The sequence below is a fragment of the Marivibrio sp. genome, assembly GCF_040218065.1.
Classification (GTDB): Bacteria; Pseudomonadota; Alphaproteobacteria; order UBA8366; family Aestuariispiraceae; genus Marivibrio.
In genome coordinates, this window is sequence record NZ_JAVJQE010000005.1 from 169,125 (window position 1) to 184,922 (window position 15,798).

General features: G+C 68.4%; 13 protein-coding genes. 10 read left to right on the forward strand and 3 right to left on the reverse strand.

Annotation, left to right across the window (positions count from 1 at the left end; all coding sequences use genetic code 11):
- Positions 1–94: 94 nt before the first annotated feature.
- The 6 genes from argH (at position 95) to RIB45_RS03105 (ending at position 7,948) form a co-directional block, all read left to right on the forward strand.
- Positions 95–1,477 carry an argininosuccinate lyase gene (gene argH, locus RIB45_RS03080; RefSeq protein WP_350048661.1) on the forward strand — a complete coding sequence of 461 codons (1,383 nt, stop codon included), beginning with the start codon at positions 95–97 and terminating at the stop codon, positions 1,475–1,477.
- Positions 1,478–1,503: 26 nt separating this feature from the next.
- Positions 1,504–1,713, forward strand: a complete 210-nt coding sequence (locus RIB45_RS03085; protein ID WP_350048663.1) for a hypothetical protein — start codon at positions 1,504–1,506, stop codon at positions 1,711–1,713.
- Positions 1,710–3,047 (forward strand): diaminopimelate decarboxylase, encoded by a 1,338-nt coding sequence (lysA, locus tag RIB45_RS03090; protein WP_350048665.1) that lies wholly within the window; start codon positions 1,710–1,712, stop codon positions 3,045–3,047. Before RIB45_RS03085 ends, lysA begins: the two co-directional genes overlap by 4 nt.
- Before the next feature lie 119 nt (positions 3,048–3,166).
- Positions 3,167–5,710, forward strand: coding sequence for a TIGR02302 family protein (locus RIB45_RS03095; RefSeq protein ID WP_350048667.1), 2,544 nt, complete (start codon positions 3,167–3,169; stop codon positions 5,708–5,710).
- A gap of 727 nt (positions 5,711–6,437) precedes the next feature.
- Positions 6,438–6,956, forward strand: a complete 519-nt coding sequence (locus RIB45_RS03100) for a hypothetical protein (RefSeq protein WP_350048669.1) — start codon at positions 6,438–6,440, stop codon at positions 6,954–6,956.
- A gap of 551 nt (positions 6,957–7,507) precedes the next feature.
- Positions 7,508–7,948: a hypothetical protein gene (locus tag RIB45_RS03105; protein ID WP_350048671.1), complete on the forward strand. Its 441-nt coding sequence runs from the start codon at positions 7,508–7,510 to the stop codon at positions 7,946–7,948.
- A gap of 136 nt (positions 7,949–8,084) precedes the next feature.
- Here the strand turns inward: RIB45_RS03105 and scpA are convergent, their stop codons facing one another.
- A complete protein-coding gene (scpA, locus tag RIB45_RS03110; protein ID WP_350048673.1) occupies positions 8,085–10,244 on the reverse strand; it encodes a methylmalonyl-CoA mutase in 2,160 nt (719 codons plus the stop codon).
- A 117-nt stretch (positions 10,245–10,361) separates the two neighbouring features.
- Here scpA and eutB point away from each other — a divergent pair, with 117 nt between their 5' ends.
- The 4 genes from eutB to RIB45_RS03130 all read left to right on the forward strand — a co-directional run bounded on the left by eutB (position 10,362) and on the right by RIB45_RS03130 (position 13,892).
- Complete coding sequence (gene eutB / locus RIB45_RS03115) at positions 10,362–11,375, forward strand: hydroxyectoine utilization dehydratase EutB (RefSeq protein ID WP_350048675.1); 1,014 nt, start codon at positions 10,362–10,364, stop codon at positions 11,373–11,375.
- A gap of 21 nt (positions 11,376–11,396) precedes the next feature.
- The gene (locus RIB45_RS03120; RefSeq protein WP_350048677.1) at positions 11,397–12,389 is read left to right on the forward strand and encodes a cyclodeaminase; all 993 of its coding nucleotides are present in this window, start codon (positions 11,397–11,399) and stop codon (positions 12,387–12,389) included.
- Between the two features lie 320 nt (positions 12,390–12,709).
- Positions 12,710–13,024, forward strand: coding sequence for an ACT-like domain-containing protein (locus RIB45_RS03125; RefSeq protein ID WP_350048679.1), 315 nt, complete (start codon positions 12,710–12,712; stop codon positions 13,022–13,024).
- Positions 13,025–13,043: 19 nt separating this feature from the next.
- Positions 13,044–13,892, forward strand: a complete 849-nt coding sequence (locus RIB45_RS03130; RefSeq protein ID WP_350048681.1) for an NUDIX hydrolase — start codon at positions 13,044–13,046, stop codon at positions 13,890–13,892.
- On the opposite strand, the gene RIB45_RS03135 is transcribed toward RIB45_RS03130, so the two are convergent.
- Together RIB45_RS03135 and gluQRS are read right to left on the reverse strand one after the other, a co-directional pair.
- Positions 13,872–14,906: a hypothetical protein gene (locus RIB45_RS03135; protein WP_350048683.1), complete on the reverse strand. Its 1,035-nt coding sequence runs from the start codon at positions 14,904–14,906 to the stop codon at positions 13,872–13,874. The two genes, RIB45_RS03130 and RIB45_RS03135, sit on opposite strands and share 21 nt — an antisense overlap.
- On the reverse strand, positions 14,899–15,798 hold the full coding sequence (gene gluQRS / locus RIB45_RS03140) for a tRNA glutamyl-Q(34) synthetase GluQRS (protein WP_350048685.1): 900 nt from the start codon (positions 15,796–15,798) through the stop codon (positions 14,899–14,901). Before gluQRS ends, RIB45_RS03135 begins: the two co-directional genes overlap by 8 nt.

Sequence of the window (15,798 nt, forward strand, 5' to 3'; positions counted from 1 at the left end):
CCTGTCAGGGTAAGACGACGCGCAACGGTATAGGGCCGCGCCGGCGTCGGGCAAGATGCGCGCGGTCGCATAAAGGATCAGGATTAGGATCGGGATGAGCGCGAACGAAATGTGGGGCGGACGCTTCGCCGCCGGGCCGGCTGCGGTGATGCAGGAGATCAACGCGTCGATTGACGTCGACCGGCGCTTCGCGACCGAGGATATTCGCGGCTCCAAGGCGCATGCGTCGATGTTGGCCGCGCAGGGGATCATCGCGGAGGCCGATCGCGACGCTATTCTGGACGGCCTCACGCGGATCGAGGCGGAGATCGGCGAAGGCCGTTTCGCCTTCAAGGCGGAGCTCGAAGACATCCACATGAATGTCGAGGCGCGCCTGAAAGAGCTGATCGGCGAGCCGGCCGGGCGCCTGCACACAGCGCGCAGCCGGAACGACCAAGTCGCGACCGACTTTCGCCTGTGGCTGCGCGGCGCGATCGACGGGCTGGAGGCCGCGATGGCCGATCTCCAGCGCGCCTTGATCGAGCGGGCGGAGGCGTCCGCCGACGTGCTCATGCCGGGCTACACCCACCTGCAGGCGGCGCAGCCCGTGACCTTCGGCCATCATCTGATGGCCTATGTCGAGATGGTGGGGCGCGACCGGGGCCGGATGGCCGATTGCCGAAAGCGCCTCAATGAATGCCCGCTGGGCGCGGCGGCGCTGGCCGGGACCAGTTTCCCGATCGACCGGGAGGCGACGGCCCGTGCGCTCGATTTCGACCGGCCGACGTTGAATTCGATGGACAGCGTTGCCGCCCGCGACTTCGCGCTGGAGTTCCTGGCCGCCGCCTCGATCCACGCCACGCACCTCTCGCGTCTGGCGGAAGAGATCGTGATTTGGATGTCGGAGCCGTTCGGCTTCATTACGCTCTCCGACGCCTTCACCACCGGCAGTTCGATCATGCCGCAGAAGAAGAACCCGGACGCGGCCGAGCTGGTGCGCGCCAAACCGGGCCGCATTCTGGGCGCCTTCGTCGCGCTGTCGAGCGTGATGAAGGGACTGCCGATGACCTACGGCAAGGACATGCAGGAGGACAAGGAGCCCGTCTTTGACGCCGCCGACAGCCTGATGCTGGCGGTCGCGGCGATGGCCGGCATGGTCGACGACATGCGCCCGAACGCGGACAATATGCGCGCGGCGTTGCTTAAAGGCTTTCCGACCGCGACCGATCTGGCGGATTGGTTGGTGCGCGTCCTCGGCCTGCCGTTCCGCGAGGCGCATCACGTCACCGGCGCGCTGGTGCGCACGGCGGAGGAGACGGGCTGCGGTCTGGCCGATCTGTCGTTGGCGACGATGCAGGCGGTGGAAGGGCGGATCACCGAAGATATATACTCGGTCCTCACGCCGGAGGCCTCGGCGGCCAGCCGGACGAGTTTGGGCGGAACCGCGCCCGACAATGTGCGCGCCGCCGCCGAAGTGGCGCGCGAGCGGTTCCTATGAGACGATCGGCGAAGGAGGGCGCGGCGATGGCTGAGCGCAAGAAGCGGGCGGATCGCCCCATCGACCGACGCGCCGCGGGCCGCCTGGCGCTGGCGGGCGGCGCGGCGCTTTTGCTCGCCGCCTGCGGCAAGAAGGGCCCGCCGCAGGCGCCGCCCGGCGATCCGGCGCCCTATCCGCGCACTTATCCGCAAGGCGCGACGCCTAACCCAAACAGCGATCCGGACAGTGCGTTATGAATCATTTCGAGTACCGCGCCGGCGCGCTGCACGTCGAAGGGGTCCCGCTGGCGCGCATCGCGGAGGAGGTGGGCACGCCCGTCTACGTCTATTCGACGGCGACGCTTACCCGACATTACCGCGTTTTCGCCGATCCGTTCGCCGAACAGGAGTTGGACGCCACCGTCTGCTTCGCGGTGAAGGCGAACAGCAATCTCGCGGTGATCGCCACGCTGGCGCGCCTCGGCGCCGGGGCGGACGTGGTCTCGGAAGGCGAGCTGCGCCGCGCGCTGGCCGCCGGCGTCCCGCGTGAGAAGATCGTCTTCTCCGGCGTAGGCAAGACGGCCGCGGAACTCGCCTTCGCGCTGGAGACGGGCATCAAGCAGATCAATGTGGAAAGTCTGCCCGAGCTTGAAACGCTGAGCCAAGTGGCGACGAGCCTGGGCGTCACCGCTCAGATCGCAATCCGAATCAATCCCGACGTCGACGCGAAGACCCACGCCAAGATCTCCACCGGCAAGAAGGAGAACAAGTTCGGCGTCGATTTGATCGACGCGCCGGACGCGTTCCGCCGGGCGGCTGAGCTGCCGGGCCTCTCGCCGGTCTCGATCGCGGTCCATATCGGCAGCCAGCTGACCGACCTCGCCCCCTATCGCGCCGCCTTCGAACGCGTGGCCGAGCTGACCCGCGCGCTGCAGGCCGAGGGGATCGACATCGCGCATCTCGACCTCGGCGGCGGCCTCGGCATTCCCTACGACGCCGAGGCTCCGCCGCCGCCGGACGCCTATGCGCGGGTGGTGAAGGAGACGGTGGGCGACCTCGGCCTGCCGATCATGCTGGAGCCGGGGCGCCTCATCGTCGGCAACGCGGGCGTGCTGCTTTCCCGCGCCCTGTTCGTGAAGCCCGGACGCGAGAAGACTTTCCTCATCCTCGACGCCGCGATGAACGATCTGATCCGTCCGGCGCTCTACGACGGCCATCATGGGATTCGCCCGGTCAAACAGCCGGCCGCGCCCGCTGAGACGATCGCCTATGACGTGGTCGGTCCGGTCTGCGAGAGCGGCGACACCTTCGCGGTCGCCCGCGCCCTGCCGAAAATCGAGGCGGGCGAGCTCGTGGTCTTCGACAGCGCCGGGGCCTACGGCGCGGTCATGGCGTCCACCTACAACAGCCGGCTTCTGGCGCCCGAGGTGCTGGTCGACGGCGACCGCTACGCCGTGGTGCGTCCGCGTCAGACCTATGAGGAGCTGTTGGGGCTTGATAGGATGCCGGACTGGTTGAAGCCGGAGGCGGGGGCGCTATCCTCCCTCTCCGACGACGAGCCGCCCCGGAGGGCGGCGGGAGCCGACGGATGACCGATGCGCCGAACCGGGGGGATGACGCGGCGCGCTCGACCGAGCGCGGACCCGACGATCGCCCCGGTTTGACGCGGGCCGGCGGGGAAGATGCGACGCGGCGCGCCGGAGAGGGCGCCGTGGCGCGACGCCTCGCGCTGTCCTGGGCGGCCCTGGCCTGGGAGCGCGCCTGGGCCGAATTGTGGGCTCCGACGGCGCTCTTCGCGCTGTTTCTCGCGCTCGCGATTTCCGGCCTGTTGCCGGCCCTCGGATTCTGGGGACACGTCGGCGCGCTGACGCTCTTCGCGCTGGTCTTCATCGTCCTGGCGATCCGGGCCGTGCGGCGGTTGACGGCGCCGAGCGACCTGGCGGCCCGTCGGCGGCTTGAGCGGATCAACGATCTGGGAGACCGACCGCTGGAGGCGCTGGCCGACCGGCCGAGCGACCCGAGCCCGCAGGCCCAGGCGCTGTGGGCCGAACATCGCCGTCGGGCGGCCGCGCGGATCGCCGCCTTGAAGGTCGGCGCGCCGAGCCCGCGGATCGCCGGACGCGATCCGAAGGCGCTGCGGCTTCTCGCCTTCACCGCCTTGGGGGCCGCGTTGCTGGCGTCCGGCGGGCAGAGCGCGACGCGCCTCGCCGACGCCTTCGTCCCCCGGATCGTAGACGCCAAGGCCGCCGCCCAGGTCGCGGTCGACGCCTGGATCGCGCCGCCGGAGTATACTGGCCTCGCGCCGATCTATCTCGACCGCACCGGAGTGCGGGAGGAGGCGCCCGAGACGGCCTCCGCGACGGCGGGGGGCGCGGACGCGTCGGGGTCGGAGACGATCGCGGCGCCGGTCGGGGCCGTCTTGGCGCTGCGCGTCGCCAACGCGCCGGCCGAGCCGGTGCTGCGCGGCCCGGACGGGATCGAGATCGGTTTCGAGCCGTTCGGCCCCGAGGCCCGCAGGCTTGAGACCGAGCTCGCCGTCGAGGGTCTCTATCGCCTCGATGTCGCCGGTCAGGCCGCGGCCGAATGGCGCATCGCGCTGACGCCCGACCGCGCGCCGACGATCGCCGTAACCGAAGAGCCTTTCACGACGCCGCAGTTGGCGCTGCGCCTCACCTATGTCGGCGCGGACGACTACGGGGTGACGCGCGTCTCGGCCGCCTTCGCGCGCGTCGGCGGACCGGGCGCCGATTCAGAGCGGCTGACGGTCGACCTGCCGGCCCCCGGCGCGGCGCGCAACGGCGAGGCGCTCACCAGCTACCGCGACTTCACGGCCCATCCTTGGGCCGGCGGCGACGTTATGATGACGCTGAGCGCCGAAGACGCGATCGGCCAGACGGGGGAGAGCGAGCCGATCCGCCTCACCCTGCCGCAGCGGGTCTTCCAACATCCGGTCGCCCAAGCGATCGTCGATTTCCGCCGGCAGCTCGCCTGGGATCCCGTCGCCAACCGCGAGGCGGTGCGCGACGGCCTCGACGCCGTCGCCTGGAACACCCCCGCCTATGGCGACGATGCGGCGGTCTTCCTGTCGCTCAACGCCGCCGTGCGGCGCCTCGACCTCGATCGCCGGGGGCGCGAGCCCTCGGAGGCGGTCGTCGACGCGATCATCCAGCAGCTGTGGGAGACGGCGCTCTACATCGAGGACGGCGGCGCCTCGCTGGCCCTCGAGCGGCTGCGCGCGGCCGAGCGCGCGCTGCAGGAAGCCTTGGAGCGCGACGCCGACATGGCGGAGCTGGAGCGCCTGATGGACGAGCTGCAACAGGCCATGCAGGAGTATATGCAGGCCATGGCCGAGCAGTTGCAGCAGATGCAGGAGCGCGGCGAACAGCCGCCGATGATCGACCCGGAAAGTCTGGCGAACAGCGTCACGCCGCAGGATCTGAACGACATGATGGAGCAGATCCGCGAGATGATGCGCAACGGCATGAAGGACGCCGCGCAGCAGATGCTGAGCCAGCTGCAACAGATGATGGAGAACATGCGCGCCGGCGTGCAGCCCCAGATGTCGCCGCAGGCGCGCGAGGCGATGGACATGATGCAGGACCTGCAGGACGTCATGCAGGGCCAGCAGGAGCTGATGGACCGCACCTTCCAGCAGTCGCAGCAGGGCGACCAGGGCATGCAGGGCCAGAACGGCATGTCCGACCTGCCGAGCGAAAATCAGCGCCAGAACCGCAACGGCTCCGGGCGGATGAACGGGCAGGCGCCCTCGCCGGACGCGGCCCTTCAGGAGGCGCTGCGCCGTCAGCTGGGCGACGTCATGCGCCGCTTCGGCGAGATGATGGGGGACATCCCCGACGCCTTCGGCAATGCGGAAGGCGAGATGCGCCAGTCGACCGACCAGCTGCGCCAAGGCCGCCCGGGCGAGGCCGTCGGCCCGCAGGGCCGCGCGATGGACCAGCTGCGCTCCGCCGCCGAGGCCGCGCGCGAGGCGATGATGGAGCGCTTCGCCCAGCAGCCCGGCATGGGCCAGCAGATGACCGGCGGCGAGGGCGGCATGGAGGGGACCGATCCGCTCGGCCGGCGGCCGTCCGACACTTACCGCGGCGCCGCCGACGGCCAGGTCGAGGTGCCGAGCGCAACCGAAATGCAGCGCTCCCGGGAGATCCGCGACGAACTCCGCCGCCGCGCCGGCGACCGCGCCCGACCCGACCTCGAACTCGACTATTTCGACCGGCTGCTCGATCAGTTCCGCTGAGCGCAGTCGCCGGCGCCCCTTCCCACCTCCGCCGTAAAGGGGGGAGGCTTCGGGCCTGCGCGACGCCGCCGCCTCCGCCCGTCATCGGGGCGCCCGTCTTCATTTAAAACGGTTGTCATCCCGGCCGAAGCGCAGCGGAGAGCCGGGATCTCGAGGAACGAGCGTTGTTCGCGAGATCCCGGGTCGGCCTGACGGCCGCCCGGGACGACATCCTTCGTTACGACCGAGCGCCGAGGGGATCTTCCTGTCGGAAGATCGCGCACCCTCGTCCACCCTTCTCCCCACGGAGCGCTGCTGTCCGGAAAGACGCCGGAGCGCCTTTAGACGCCGACCTCGTCCTTCGAGACGGGCGCTGGCGCGCCCGCCTCAGGATGAGGTCTTGAGCCTTTTATCAAGCACTTATTATTAAGCACTTAGCCCTCATCCTGAGGAGCGGCCGACAGGCCGCGTCTCGAAGGACGAGGGCGCGGTTGAGCAAGGCTCCGAAGGCCTGTCCCGCGTCGCCGCGACGTGGGGGCCAGAAACTGCGCGGCGTCATGGCCCTGAGCCGCAGATTTTCCCGGACAGCCGTGCGCGGGAGCGGGGAGAAGGACCGGCGCTATCGCGCCGTCTCCCCCGCCGCCCCTCTGCCCCCGAGAAGGAGACGGAAAAAAGCGCCCGCCTTCCGCTTTCCCCGCCCGCCCTTGCTCGGTTAAGCTGCACCGCACGGGGCGAGAGGGGGAGTGGCGTGAGCGATCAGCCGGAGAAAAAGCCGCCGTCTTTCGATTGGGCGCGCGCCGGCGCGACCTTCGCGCCGATCGCCGTGCTGGTGGTGATCGTCGGCATCGCGCCGCTGCCGGCCTGGGCCGTCGTCGTGGCGCTCACCTGGCTGGCGCTCAGCCTCGTCGCCTGGCTCGGAACCCTCGACGCGCCCTCGCGCGCGCATATCGCCCGCTCGCTGAACGAGGCGCGCTTCACGCAGCTCTACACGTTCACCGCGGGCCGCCAACTAAAACTCCTCTGGTGGCGCTTCTGCGACAACGTGCCGAACAACGCCAGTCTCCTCCCCACCGTTCGCGCCTCATGCACACCGCCAGTCTTCGACGCAGGTCTCAAAAGTGCAATGTCGGGGGCTATATTTTTGCCGGTTTTGTGGTGGATTCTCGGCTACGATGTAGAATTAGGTGGAGATATTCTGTTATCTGGAGAAGATTCGAGCGGTGTAAGAGTTATTTTTTTATTATTTTTATTTTTTATGTTTTTGTAATATATACAAGAAACAGTTTACTACATTAAAAACCCTATTGTTCTTATAAATATGAAATATCTATTTCCAATAATGATAATTGCGTCAACATTTATTGCACCCATTGCTCTATCGCTTACCGTAGCGGTAATTAGCATATTTATTGAATCAAAATCTTCTTCGTTGGCGGTTGGATTCATTGGGTTAGGGACCATGTTTGGAATAATTTTATTTCAGAACGATATCGATAATAATATTTCATATTTATTAATAGGATCTTCTATATTTGTTCTTATTATTTCTTTTGTTATTTTTCACTCATAAAAGATTTTCCGTTTCAAATAATTACATTGATTTCACTTCCTTTGTTTTGGATTTTAACGACTGTTATAATCCAATGAGATAATATTTCCCCTTCCTCTAGATGGATGTTTATTTTGTTTTCAGTTATTCCAGTCGTGACGGGTCTCGGAAACGCATTTGCTTACGCTACGACCCTATCATTGATGCGCATGGGCCTGCGAGCACAGCAACCGCTCTTGTATGGATTGTTTGACCTCGCGATTGCCTTGGTGTTGTTCCTCGCGCTGGGGGCGGCGTTGACGGCGACGATCGCCGGGCTCAACGGGCTCGCGGGGGTTCCGATTCTGGATCTGGGCGTCCTGTTCGCGGGGCTGCACAGCGATCCGCACGCCTATTGGTGGCTCTACGCCATGGTCTTCTCCACAATCGTGCCGACGGCGGTGCACGGCGGGTTGAGCCTGTTGGGGGCGCAGGCGCTGGCGCCGCTTTGGGCCCGCCGGCCGGCCGCGCGGCTGTTGACCGACGGCGATCGGGCGTGGAAGGCGGTGGCGGCGCCGCTGGCGGTCGGCGCGATGTGGGCGGGGCCGTTCCTCTCCGCCGCCCTGATTTTGTGGGGCCTCTGGACGATCGGCGCGGACGCGCTGGCGGCGGCGGGCGGGTTCTATCTGCAGACCCTGACCGATCTGGCGGTGTGGATCGGGGCGTTTTGAGGGCGCTCGGCCCCGCCTTGCTCTCCCGCGCCCTGATGACAATCAGAACCCAGGGCCGCAGGTTACGGTCGGTGCGGGCCGCCCTGGACCCTGACTTTCGTCAGGGATCGGAGACCTGCGTTTCGAGAGGGCGGCGCTACTCCGCGGCTTGCGCCTGCGCCTTCGAGATCAGCTGAAGGATTTCGCTCGCCGCGTGGGGGATGTTGGTGCCGGGGCCGTAGACGGCGGCGACGCCCGCCTGCATCAGGAACTCGTAGTCCTGGGGCGGAATGACGCCGCCGCAGACGACCAGCACGTCGTCCGCGCCTTCGGCCTTCAAGGCCTTGATCAGCTGCGGGACCAGCGTCTTGTGGCCGGCCGCCTGGCTGGAGACGCCGACGACGTGGACGTCGGCCTCGATCGCTTGGGCGGCGGCCTCCTCCGGCGTCTGGAAAAGCGGGCCGACATCGACGTCGAAGCCGATGTCGGCGAAGGCGGTGGCGATCACCTTGGCGCCGCGGTCGTGGCCGTCCTGGCCCATCTTGACCACCAGCATGCGCGGGCGGCGGCCCTCGGCCTCCACGAAGGTCTCGATCTCATCCTTGATCTTCATGAAGCCCTCGTCCCCTTCGTAGGCCGAGCCGTAGACGCCGGTGATCGAGCGGATGGTCGCGCGGTGGCGGGTGAAGACCCGCTCCAGCGCGTCCGAGATCTCGCCGACCGTCGCGCGCGCCCGCGCGGCCTCGACCGACAGCGCGAGGAGGTTCCCCTCCTTGCTCTCGGCCGCCTTGGAGAGCGCGTCGAGCGCGGCGCGGCAGGCCGTCTCGTCGCGGCTCTCGCGCACCTTTTTAAGCCGCGCGATCTGGCTGTCGCGGACCTTGGCGTTGTCGACGTCCAGGATGTCGATCTCGTCCTTGTCGGTCGATGTGTACTTGTTGACGCCGACGATCACCTCCTCGCCCCGGTCGATGCGCGCCTGCCGCTGGGCGGCGGCCTCCTCGATCTTCATCTTGGGCCAGCCCTCGTCGACGGCCTTGGTCATGCCGCCCATCTCTTCGACCTGATCGATCAGCTTTTGCGCCTCCTCGATCAGCGAAGCGGTGAGGCTCTCGACGTAGTAGCTGCCGGCCAGCGGGTCGACCGTCTGGGTGATCCCGGTCTCCTCCTGCAGCACCAGCTGGGTGTTGCGCGCGATGCGCGCGGAGAAGTCGGTCGGCAGCCCGATCGCCTCGTCGAAGGCGTTGGTGTGAAGCGACTGCGCGCCGCCGAGCACGGCCGCCATCGCCTCCACCGTCGTGCGGATCACGTTGTTGTAGGGGTCCTGCTCGGTCAGCGACCAGCCCGAGGTCTGGCAGTGGGTGCGCAGCATCAGCGAGCGCGGATCCTTCGGCTGGAACTCCTTCTTCATCAGCTCGGCCCACATGTAGCGCGCCGCGCGCAGCTTGGCGGCCTCCATGAAGAAGTTCATGCCGATGCAGAAGAAGAAGCTGAGGCGCGGCGCGAACTTGTCCACATCGAGGCCCTTGGAGGCGGCGGCGCGGACATACTCCAGCCCGTCGGCCAGCGTGAAGGCGAGCTCCTGGGTCAGCGTCGCGCCCGCCTCCTGCATGTGATAGCCGGAGATCGAGATCGAGTTGAAGCGCGGCATCTTCTCGGCCGTGTATTCGATGATGTCGGCGACGATCCGCATCGAGGGCTCGGGCGGGTAGATGTAGGTGTTGCGGACCATGAACTCCTTCAGGATGTCGTTCTGGATCGTGCCGCTCAGCTTTTCCGGCGGGCAGCCCTGCTCCTCGCCGGCGACGATGAAGTTCGCCAGAATCGGCAGCACGGCGCCGTTCATGGTCATGGAGACGCTCATCTCCTCCAGCGGGATCTCGTCGAACAGGATCTTCATGTCCTCGACGGAATCGATCGCCACGCCCGCCTTGCCGACGTCGCCCTCGACGCGCGGATGATCGCTGTCATAGCCGCGGTGGGTCGCCAGATCGAAGGCGACGGAGAGCCCTTTCTGCCCGGCCTTCAGGTTTCGCTTGTAGAAGGCGTTGGATTCCTCGGCCGTAGAGAAGCCGGCGTATTGGCGCACCGTCCAGGGCCGGCCGACATACATCGTCGCCTTCGGCCCGCGGGTGAACGGCGCGAAGCCGGGCAGGGTCCCGATCTGCGGCAGCCCCTCCAGGTCGTCCGCCGTATAAAGCGGCTTGATCGAAATCCCTTCGGGCGTTCGCCAGGCGAGCTCGTCGGGGGTCCGGCCCTTGGTCTCCGTCTCGACCAGCGCTTCCCAGTCCTTCAGAGTCTTCTTCTCGAACGCGGCCATAGGCGAGCCTCCCGAACCAGTCTTTCATCCGTCGCTCCGCGGGTTATACCGCTCCCGACGGGGGCAAGTCCAACCTACGCTTGATGCGCGCGCGGGCGCGCCCCTATGGTGTGGCTCATGACGCAGCCCGCAGACCTTCCGGTGGGGATCGCCGACATCGACGCCGCCCGTCGCCGGATCGCCGGCCATGTGCTCCATTCTCCGCTGGTGGCGAGCCCCGCTTTGAGCGCTGAGACGGGGCGCGAGGTGCGCCTGAAGCTCGACCAACTGCAGGCGACCGGCGCCTTCAAGCTGCGCGGCGCGACCAACGCCATCCTGAGCCTGGGCGCGGCCGAGCGGGCGCGCGGCGTCACCTGCTGCTCGACCGGCAATCACGGCCGCGCCGTCGCCTATGCGGCCGCGCAGGTCGGCGTGCGGGCGGTGATCTGCATGTCCGCCCTCGTTCCCCGCAACAAGGTCGAGGGCGTCGAGGCGTTGGGCGCCGAAGCCCGCATCGTCGGCCGCAGCCAGGACGAGGCGGCGGTCGAGGCCGAGCGGCTGGTCGCGCAGGAGGGGATGGTGATGATCCCGCCCTTCGATCACAGGGACGTCGTCGCCGGCCAGGGGACCTGCGGGCTGGAGCTCGTGGAGGATTGGCCCGAGGTCGACACTGTGCTCGTCCCGCTCTCCGGCGGCGGGCTGATCGCGGGCGTCGCCGCCGCGGTCAAGGCGCGGCGGCCCCAGGCGCGCCTCGTCGGGATCAGCATGGCGCGCGGCGCGGCGATGCATGAGAGCCTCGCCGCCGGCCGTCCTGTCGCGGTGGAGGAGGCGCCGAGCCTGGCGGATTCGCTGGGCGGCGGAATCGGCCTCGACAACCAGGTCACTTTCGCGATGGTGCGCGATCTGGTCGACGAGACGATCCTGCTGGACGAGCGGGAGATCGCGTCTGGCATGCGTTGGCTTTACCGCGAGCATCAGCTGGCGGTCGAAGGCGGGGCGGCCGTCGGCGTCGCCGCGCTGCTGCACGGAAAGGTCGCGCGGCCCAGCGATCACATCGCCGTGATCGTCACCGGGCGCAACGTCGATATGGACTTGTTCACGCGCATAGCCTCGGGCGAGGATGTGGATCTCGCGGCGGAAGCGGCTGCGTAAAGGCGGGGTTGAGAGGAGGCGATGGCGGACGTTCTGGTGCTGACGGAAAAGGAGCTGCGCGCGTGCGTCGAGCTCGATTCCGGCGCGGTCGACATGATCGCGGAGGCTTTCGCGACGCTGGCGACGAAGCCCGTCCAGATGCCCCCCATCCTGCGCATGGACATGGAGGAGCGCCGCGGCGAGGTGGACGTGAAGACGGCCTACGTCCCGGGCCTCGACGGCTTTGCGGTCAAGGTCAGCCCCGGTTTCTTCGACAATCCGAAGAAGGGCCTGGCGACGACGAACGGCCTGATGACCGTCCACAGCGCCGAGACGGGCGTCGTCCAGGCCGTCCTGCTGGACAACGGCTATCTGACCGACGTGCGCACCGCCGCCGCCGGCGCCGTCGCCGCCCGCTGTCTGGCGCCGGAGAGCGTCTCGACCCTGGGGATCGTCGGGGCCGGCATGCAGGCCCGCCTGCAGGCCAAGGCCTTCTGCCTCGAGCGCAAGGTGGACCGCATCCTGGTCTGGGGCCGCGATCCCGACGGCGCGGCCAAGGCGGCGCAGGAGATCACGCGGCTGACCGGCCGTCAGGCCTCCGTCTCCGAAAGCCTCTCCGGGCTTGTGCGTGAGGCGGACGCCGTCGTCACCGCGACGCCCAGCCGCAAGCCCTTGATCGACCGCGCCATGCTCCATCCCGGCCTGCACATCACCGCGATGGGCGCCGACGCCGAACAGAAGAACGAACTGGCGCCAGAGGTGGTGGCGGAGGCCGAGCTCTTCGTCTGCGACAAGCATGAACAATCCGCGCGCCTCGGCGAACTGCATCACGCCGTCGGCGCGGGCCTTGTGCCCGAAGACATGCCGGTCACCGAGCTGGGCGAGATCGTCGCCGGCCTGAAACCCGGCCGGACTGAGGCCGACCAGATCACGGTCTGCGACCTGACCGGGACCGGCGTGCAGGACACGGCGATCGCCGTTCACGCCCTGAAAGTCGCGCGCGAGAAGGGATTCGGGACGGTGGTGTCGACTTAGCCGGGGCCGCCCTCTTGTTTGGTGGAAGCAGGGCCGGAAAAGGGCGGGCGCCGTCAGGCGCGCTTGACGGATCCCGGCGCGTCGCGCCGGGTCGATTTTATCACGAAAATCGCACTCCCCCTCCCACCTTCCCCCTATGACGGGAAGAGGCCTTTCGTCGGCCATTTTACTCCCCTTGCCCCTGATCTCGTTCCGCGCTACCGATAACGCCATGATCGATCGTTTCACGCGTTTCGCCATTCCGCGCATTACGACCCCGGCCGCTGCGGCGCGCCGGGCCTCTCGTCATGCGTTGTGCGAAACCGTCAGGAGCGATCGATATGTCGCCAGTCTCTGAACCGACCCAATCCCAGAGCGTCACCGCCTGCTTCACCGTGCTTGCCGACGCCGAGCCGGGCGCCTTGCCCCGCCTGTTGGGCGCCGTCGCCAAGCTGGGTCTGACGCCCGCCCGCCTGGTCGCAAGCCTCAGCGAGGACGGCGAGGAATTGACCCTCGACCTGCAGGTCGCCGGCCTCGCCCCCGGCCGCGCTGCGATCGTGGGCGACACCCTGCGCGCCATGGTCGGCGTACGCGCGGCCTTGGTCGGCGCCAAGGCGCCGGCCGCGCGCGGGCCGCATGCGGTGCGCGCCGCGTAAGAGGGAGGCCGGAAAGCGCATGAGCTTTCTCGACCGCATCGCCGCCTGCAACAACGCCGACATGGCGGACTACGTCGGGCTTCATGGGTTCGGACGCCGGATCGGCTGGGTGCGCCGCGACCGCCTTGAGCTGCTGGCGCGCCATGACGGCGCCTTTCGCCGGGAGGGCGTTGGGATCGCGCTGGCTGAAAGCGAGCCCGCCCGGGCCGAGACGGCGGTCGATCGCGCGCTGGCCGACTTGGCCGAGGCCGGCCATATCGAGGCCTGGCGGGGCGAACGCTACCGCGTGGCCGAGCGCTACGGGGGGCCGACGCTGATGACGATCGAGCGTGCGGCGGCCCCGTTTCTCGGCGTGCGCAGTTGGGGCGTCCACATGACCGGCTATGTCCGCCGGCCGAACGGCGGGTTCGATCTGTGGATCGCCGAGCGCGCGCACGACAAGCCCACCTATCCGGGCGAGCTCGACAACACCGTCGCCGGCGGTCAGCCGGCCGAGCTCGGCCTTCAGGAAAATCTCGTGAAGGAGTGCGGCGAGGAGGCGGCGATCCCGCCCGCGCTCGCCGCCCGGGCGCAGGCGGTCGGGACGATCAGCTATCGCCACGCGCTGCCCGCGGGGCTCAAGCCGGACGAGATGTTCTGCTTCGATCTGGAGTTGCCGGAGGACTTCACGCCCGAGGCCGCGGACGGGGAGGTGCACGCCTTTATGCGTCTGCCGGCCGAGGAGGTGATCGAGATCGTGCGCGAGACCGATCGCTTCAAATTCAATTGCGCGCTGGTCCTGATCGACTTCTTCATCCGTCGCGGCCTGATCGCGCCGGACGCAGAGCCGGACTACGCCGAAATCTGTTCAGGCCTCCGACGCGGGTGAGCGCTCGGCCAGCGTCGCGACGAGGCGGTGCAGCGCAAGGATCTCCTCGGCCGCGGTCAGCGCCGGACCCTCGAGCGCCGACGGGTCGCTCTGCGCGCGGGTGAGCGCGTCGCGCAGGGCGCTCTCGTCCCCGGTCAGCGCCCCCTCGCCTTGGAGATAGAGCAGCAGCCGGCGATCGGTCGCCGCCAACAAAAAGGGCGGTTGGTCACGCCCCCCCAGGAGCCCGCCCAATGCGTCGAAGAAGCCCCGCGGCAGGTCGGAGAAGGGCGCGGTCCCGTTCGCGCTTTGCCCGCGCACGCCGTCGACGCCCGCGGGCGGCGCAACCGGGCGGGCGTTCAAATGCGTGCGCGCGAACCAGTCGTGTGCGGCCTCAGCCAGCGCGCCGGTCTCCCAGGTCATGAGAGCCGCGCCTTCGACTTGGCGATCGCACGCGATCTGCAGCAAGCGCCCGCGCATCTCCGAACCAGGCTGCGCCGTCGGCGTTCCATGATCCACCGCGCCAAGCGCGTAGGATACGCCCGCGGCCCGGCCGGCCAACGCCTCCTCCAGATAGCCGGCGGCGCTCGGCGGCGCGGCGCCCGCCTGGGCGAGCAGTCTGAGATCGAGCGTCGGGTTTTCTACATCCTCCGCCGCCAGCCGATCGGCGGAGGAGAGACGCCCGCTCGCCGACAGCCCGGCGGCGGCTGCCGTGAGCGCGTGTCGTCGCGCCGCCGTCACCCATTCCGCCGCTTGGTTCGGGTGCATCCGACGCGCCAGCCGCAGTCCCATGAGAAAGGTAAGCAGCGCGAACGTCGCCGCCGTAAGCGCCACGCTCAGGGCGTCCGCCCCCTGATAACCGGCCGCCGAGGCGCCGAGCGCGCCGCCGGCAAAGGCCAGGAATCCGGGAAGGCGCCGGCGACGGGGCTGCGGAGCGGCGCCGGGCGGCGGCGGCGCCGGGCCCGCCTCGGCCAATGCGGTCCGGACGCCGGCCGCCAGGGCCGCGTCGCAGGGGGACTTGGCCGGCTCCTCAGTCATGCGCGCCTCGCCGGGCTCTCTCGGCGACCTCGGCGCGCCCGGCGATCTCGGCGCGCACCTGCGCCGGCGTCCAGCCGGCCTGGCGCAGCGCCTGCAGGCTTTCGCTGTCGGCGCGCTTGGCGAGGCGTTTGCCGCTCTCGTCGGTCAGCAGCGGGTGGTGGTGATAGCGCGGCTCGGGCAGGCCCAAGAGGGTCTGCAGAATGCGGTGGATATGGGTCGCATGCAGCAGATCCTCGCCGCGCGTCACCAGCGTCACGCCCTGCAGCGCGTCGTCGACCGTGACGCAGAGGTGGTAGCTGGCGGGGGCGTCCTTGCGCGCCAGCACGACGTCGCCGCAGCTCTCCGGATCGACCGCGACGGTCCCGAAGCGCCGGTCGGCGAAGCTCAGCGGGCCGGCCATGCGCGCGGCCTTCGTCATATCGAGGCGCACGGCGTAGGCGCGGCCCTCGGCCAAGCGGTCCTCGATCTCGCTGCGGCTAAGACCCTTGCAGGTTCCGGGATAGAGCGGGCCGTCGGGTCCGTGCGGAGCGCTGTCGGACGCCGCGATCTCCGCCTGGATCTCCTTGCGCGTGCAAAAGCAGGGATAGGCGACGCCGCCTTCCTCGAGCGCGTGGAGGAACTCCCGATAAAGCTCGAAATGCTCCGACTGGCGGCGCACCGGCTCAGGCCAGTCGATCCCCAGCCAGCGCAGATCCTGGATTATCCCCGCCTCGTACTCAGCGCGCGCGCGGCCCTGATCGATGTCCTCAAGGCGCAGCAGGAAGGTTCCGCCGGCCTCTTCCGCCGCCTGGGCCGCGACCAGCGCGGAATAGGCGTGGCCCAGATGCAGCCGGCCGGTCGGGCTCGGCGCGAAGCGCGTGACGGGGGGGGAAGGGTCGGCGTCCGTCCTCAT

Bases quoted from the DNA above. Each gene is read 5' to 3' on its own strand.
- gluQRS (WP_350048685.1), bottom strand. From the start codon at position 15,798: ATGAGGACGGACGCCGACCCTTCCCCCCCCGTCACGCGCTTCGCGCCG.
- argH (WP_350048661.1), top strand. From the start codon at position 95: ATGAGCGCGAACGAAATGTGGGGCGGACGCTTCGCCGCCGGGCCGGCT.
- RIB45_RS03135 (WP_350048683.1), bottom strand. From the start codon at position 14,906: ATGACTGAGGAGCCGGCCAAGTCCCCCTGCGACGCGGCCCTGGCGGCC.
- eutB (WP_350048675.1), top strand. From the start codon at position 10,362: ATGACGCAGCCCGCAGACCTTCCGGTGGGGATCGCCGACATCGACGCC.
- scpA (WP_350048673.1), bottom strand. From the start codon at position 10,244: ATGGCCGCGTTCGAGAAGAAGACTCTGAAGGACTGGGAAGCGCTGGTC.
- RIB45_RS03085 (WP_350048663.1), top strand. From the start codon at position 1,504: ATGGCTGAGCGCAAGAAGCGGGCGGATCGCCCCATCGACCGACGCGCC.
- RIB45_RS03130 (WP_350048681.1), top strand. From the start codon at position 13,044: ATGAGCTTTCTCGACCGCATCGCCGCCTGCAACAACGCCGACATGGCG.
- RIB45_RS03125 (WP_350048679.1), top strand. From the start codon at position 12,710: ATGTCGCCAGTCTCTGAACCGACCCAATCCCAGAGCGTCACCGCCTGC.
- lysA (WP_350048665.1), top strand. From the start codon at position 1,710: ATGAATCATTTCGAGTACCGCGCCGGCGCGCTGCACGTCGAAGGGGTC.
- RIB45_RS03120 (WP_350048677.1), top strand. From the start codon at position 11,397: ATGGCGGACGTTCTGGTGCTGACGGAAAAGGAGCTGCGCGCGTGCGTC.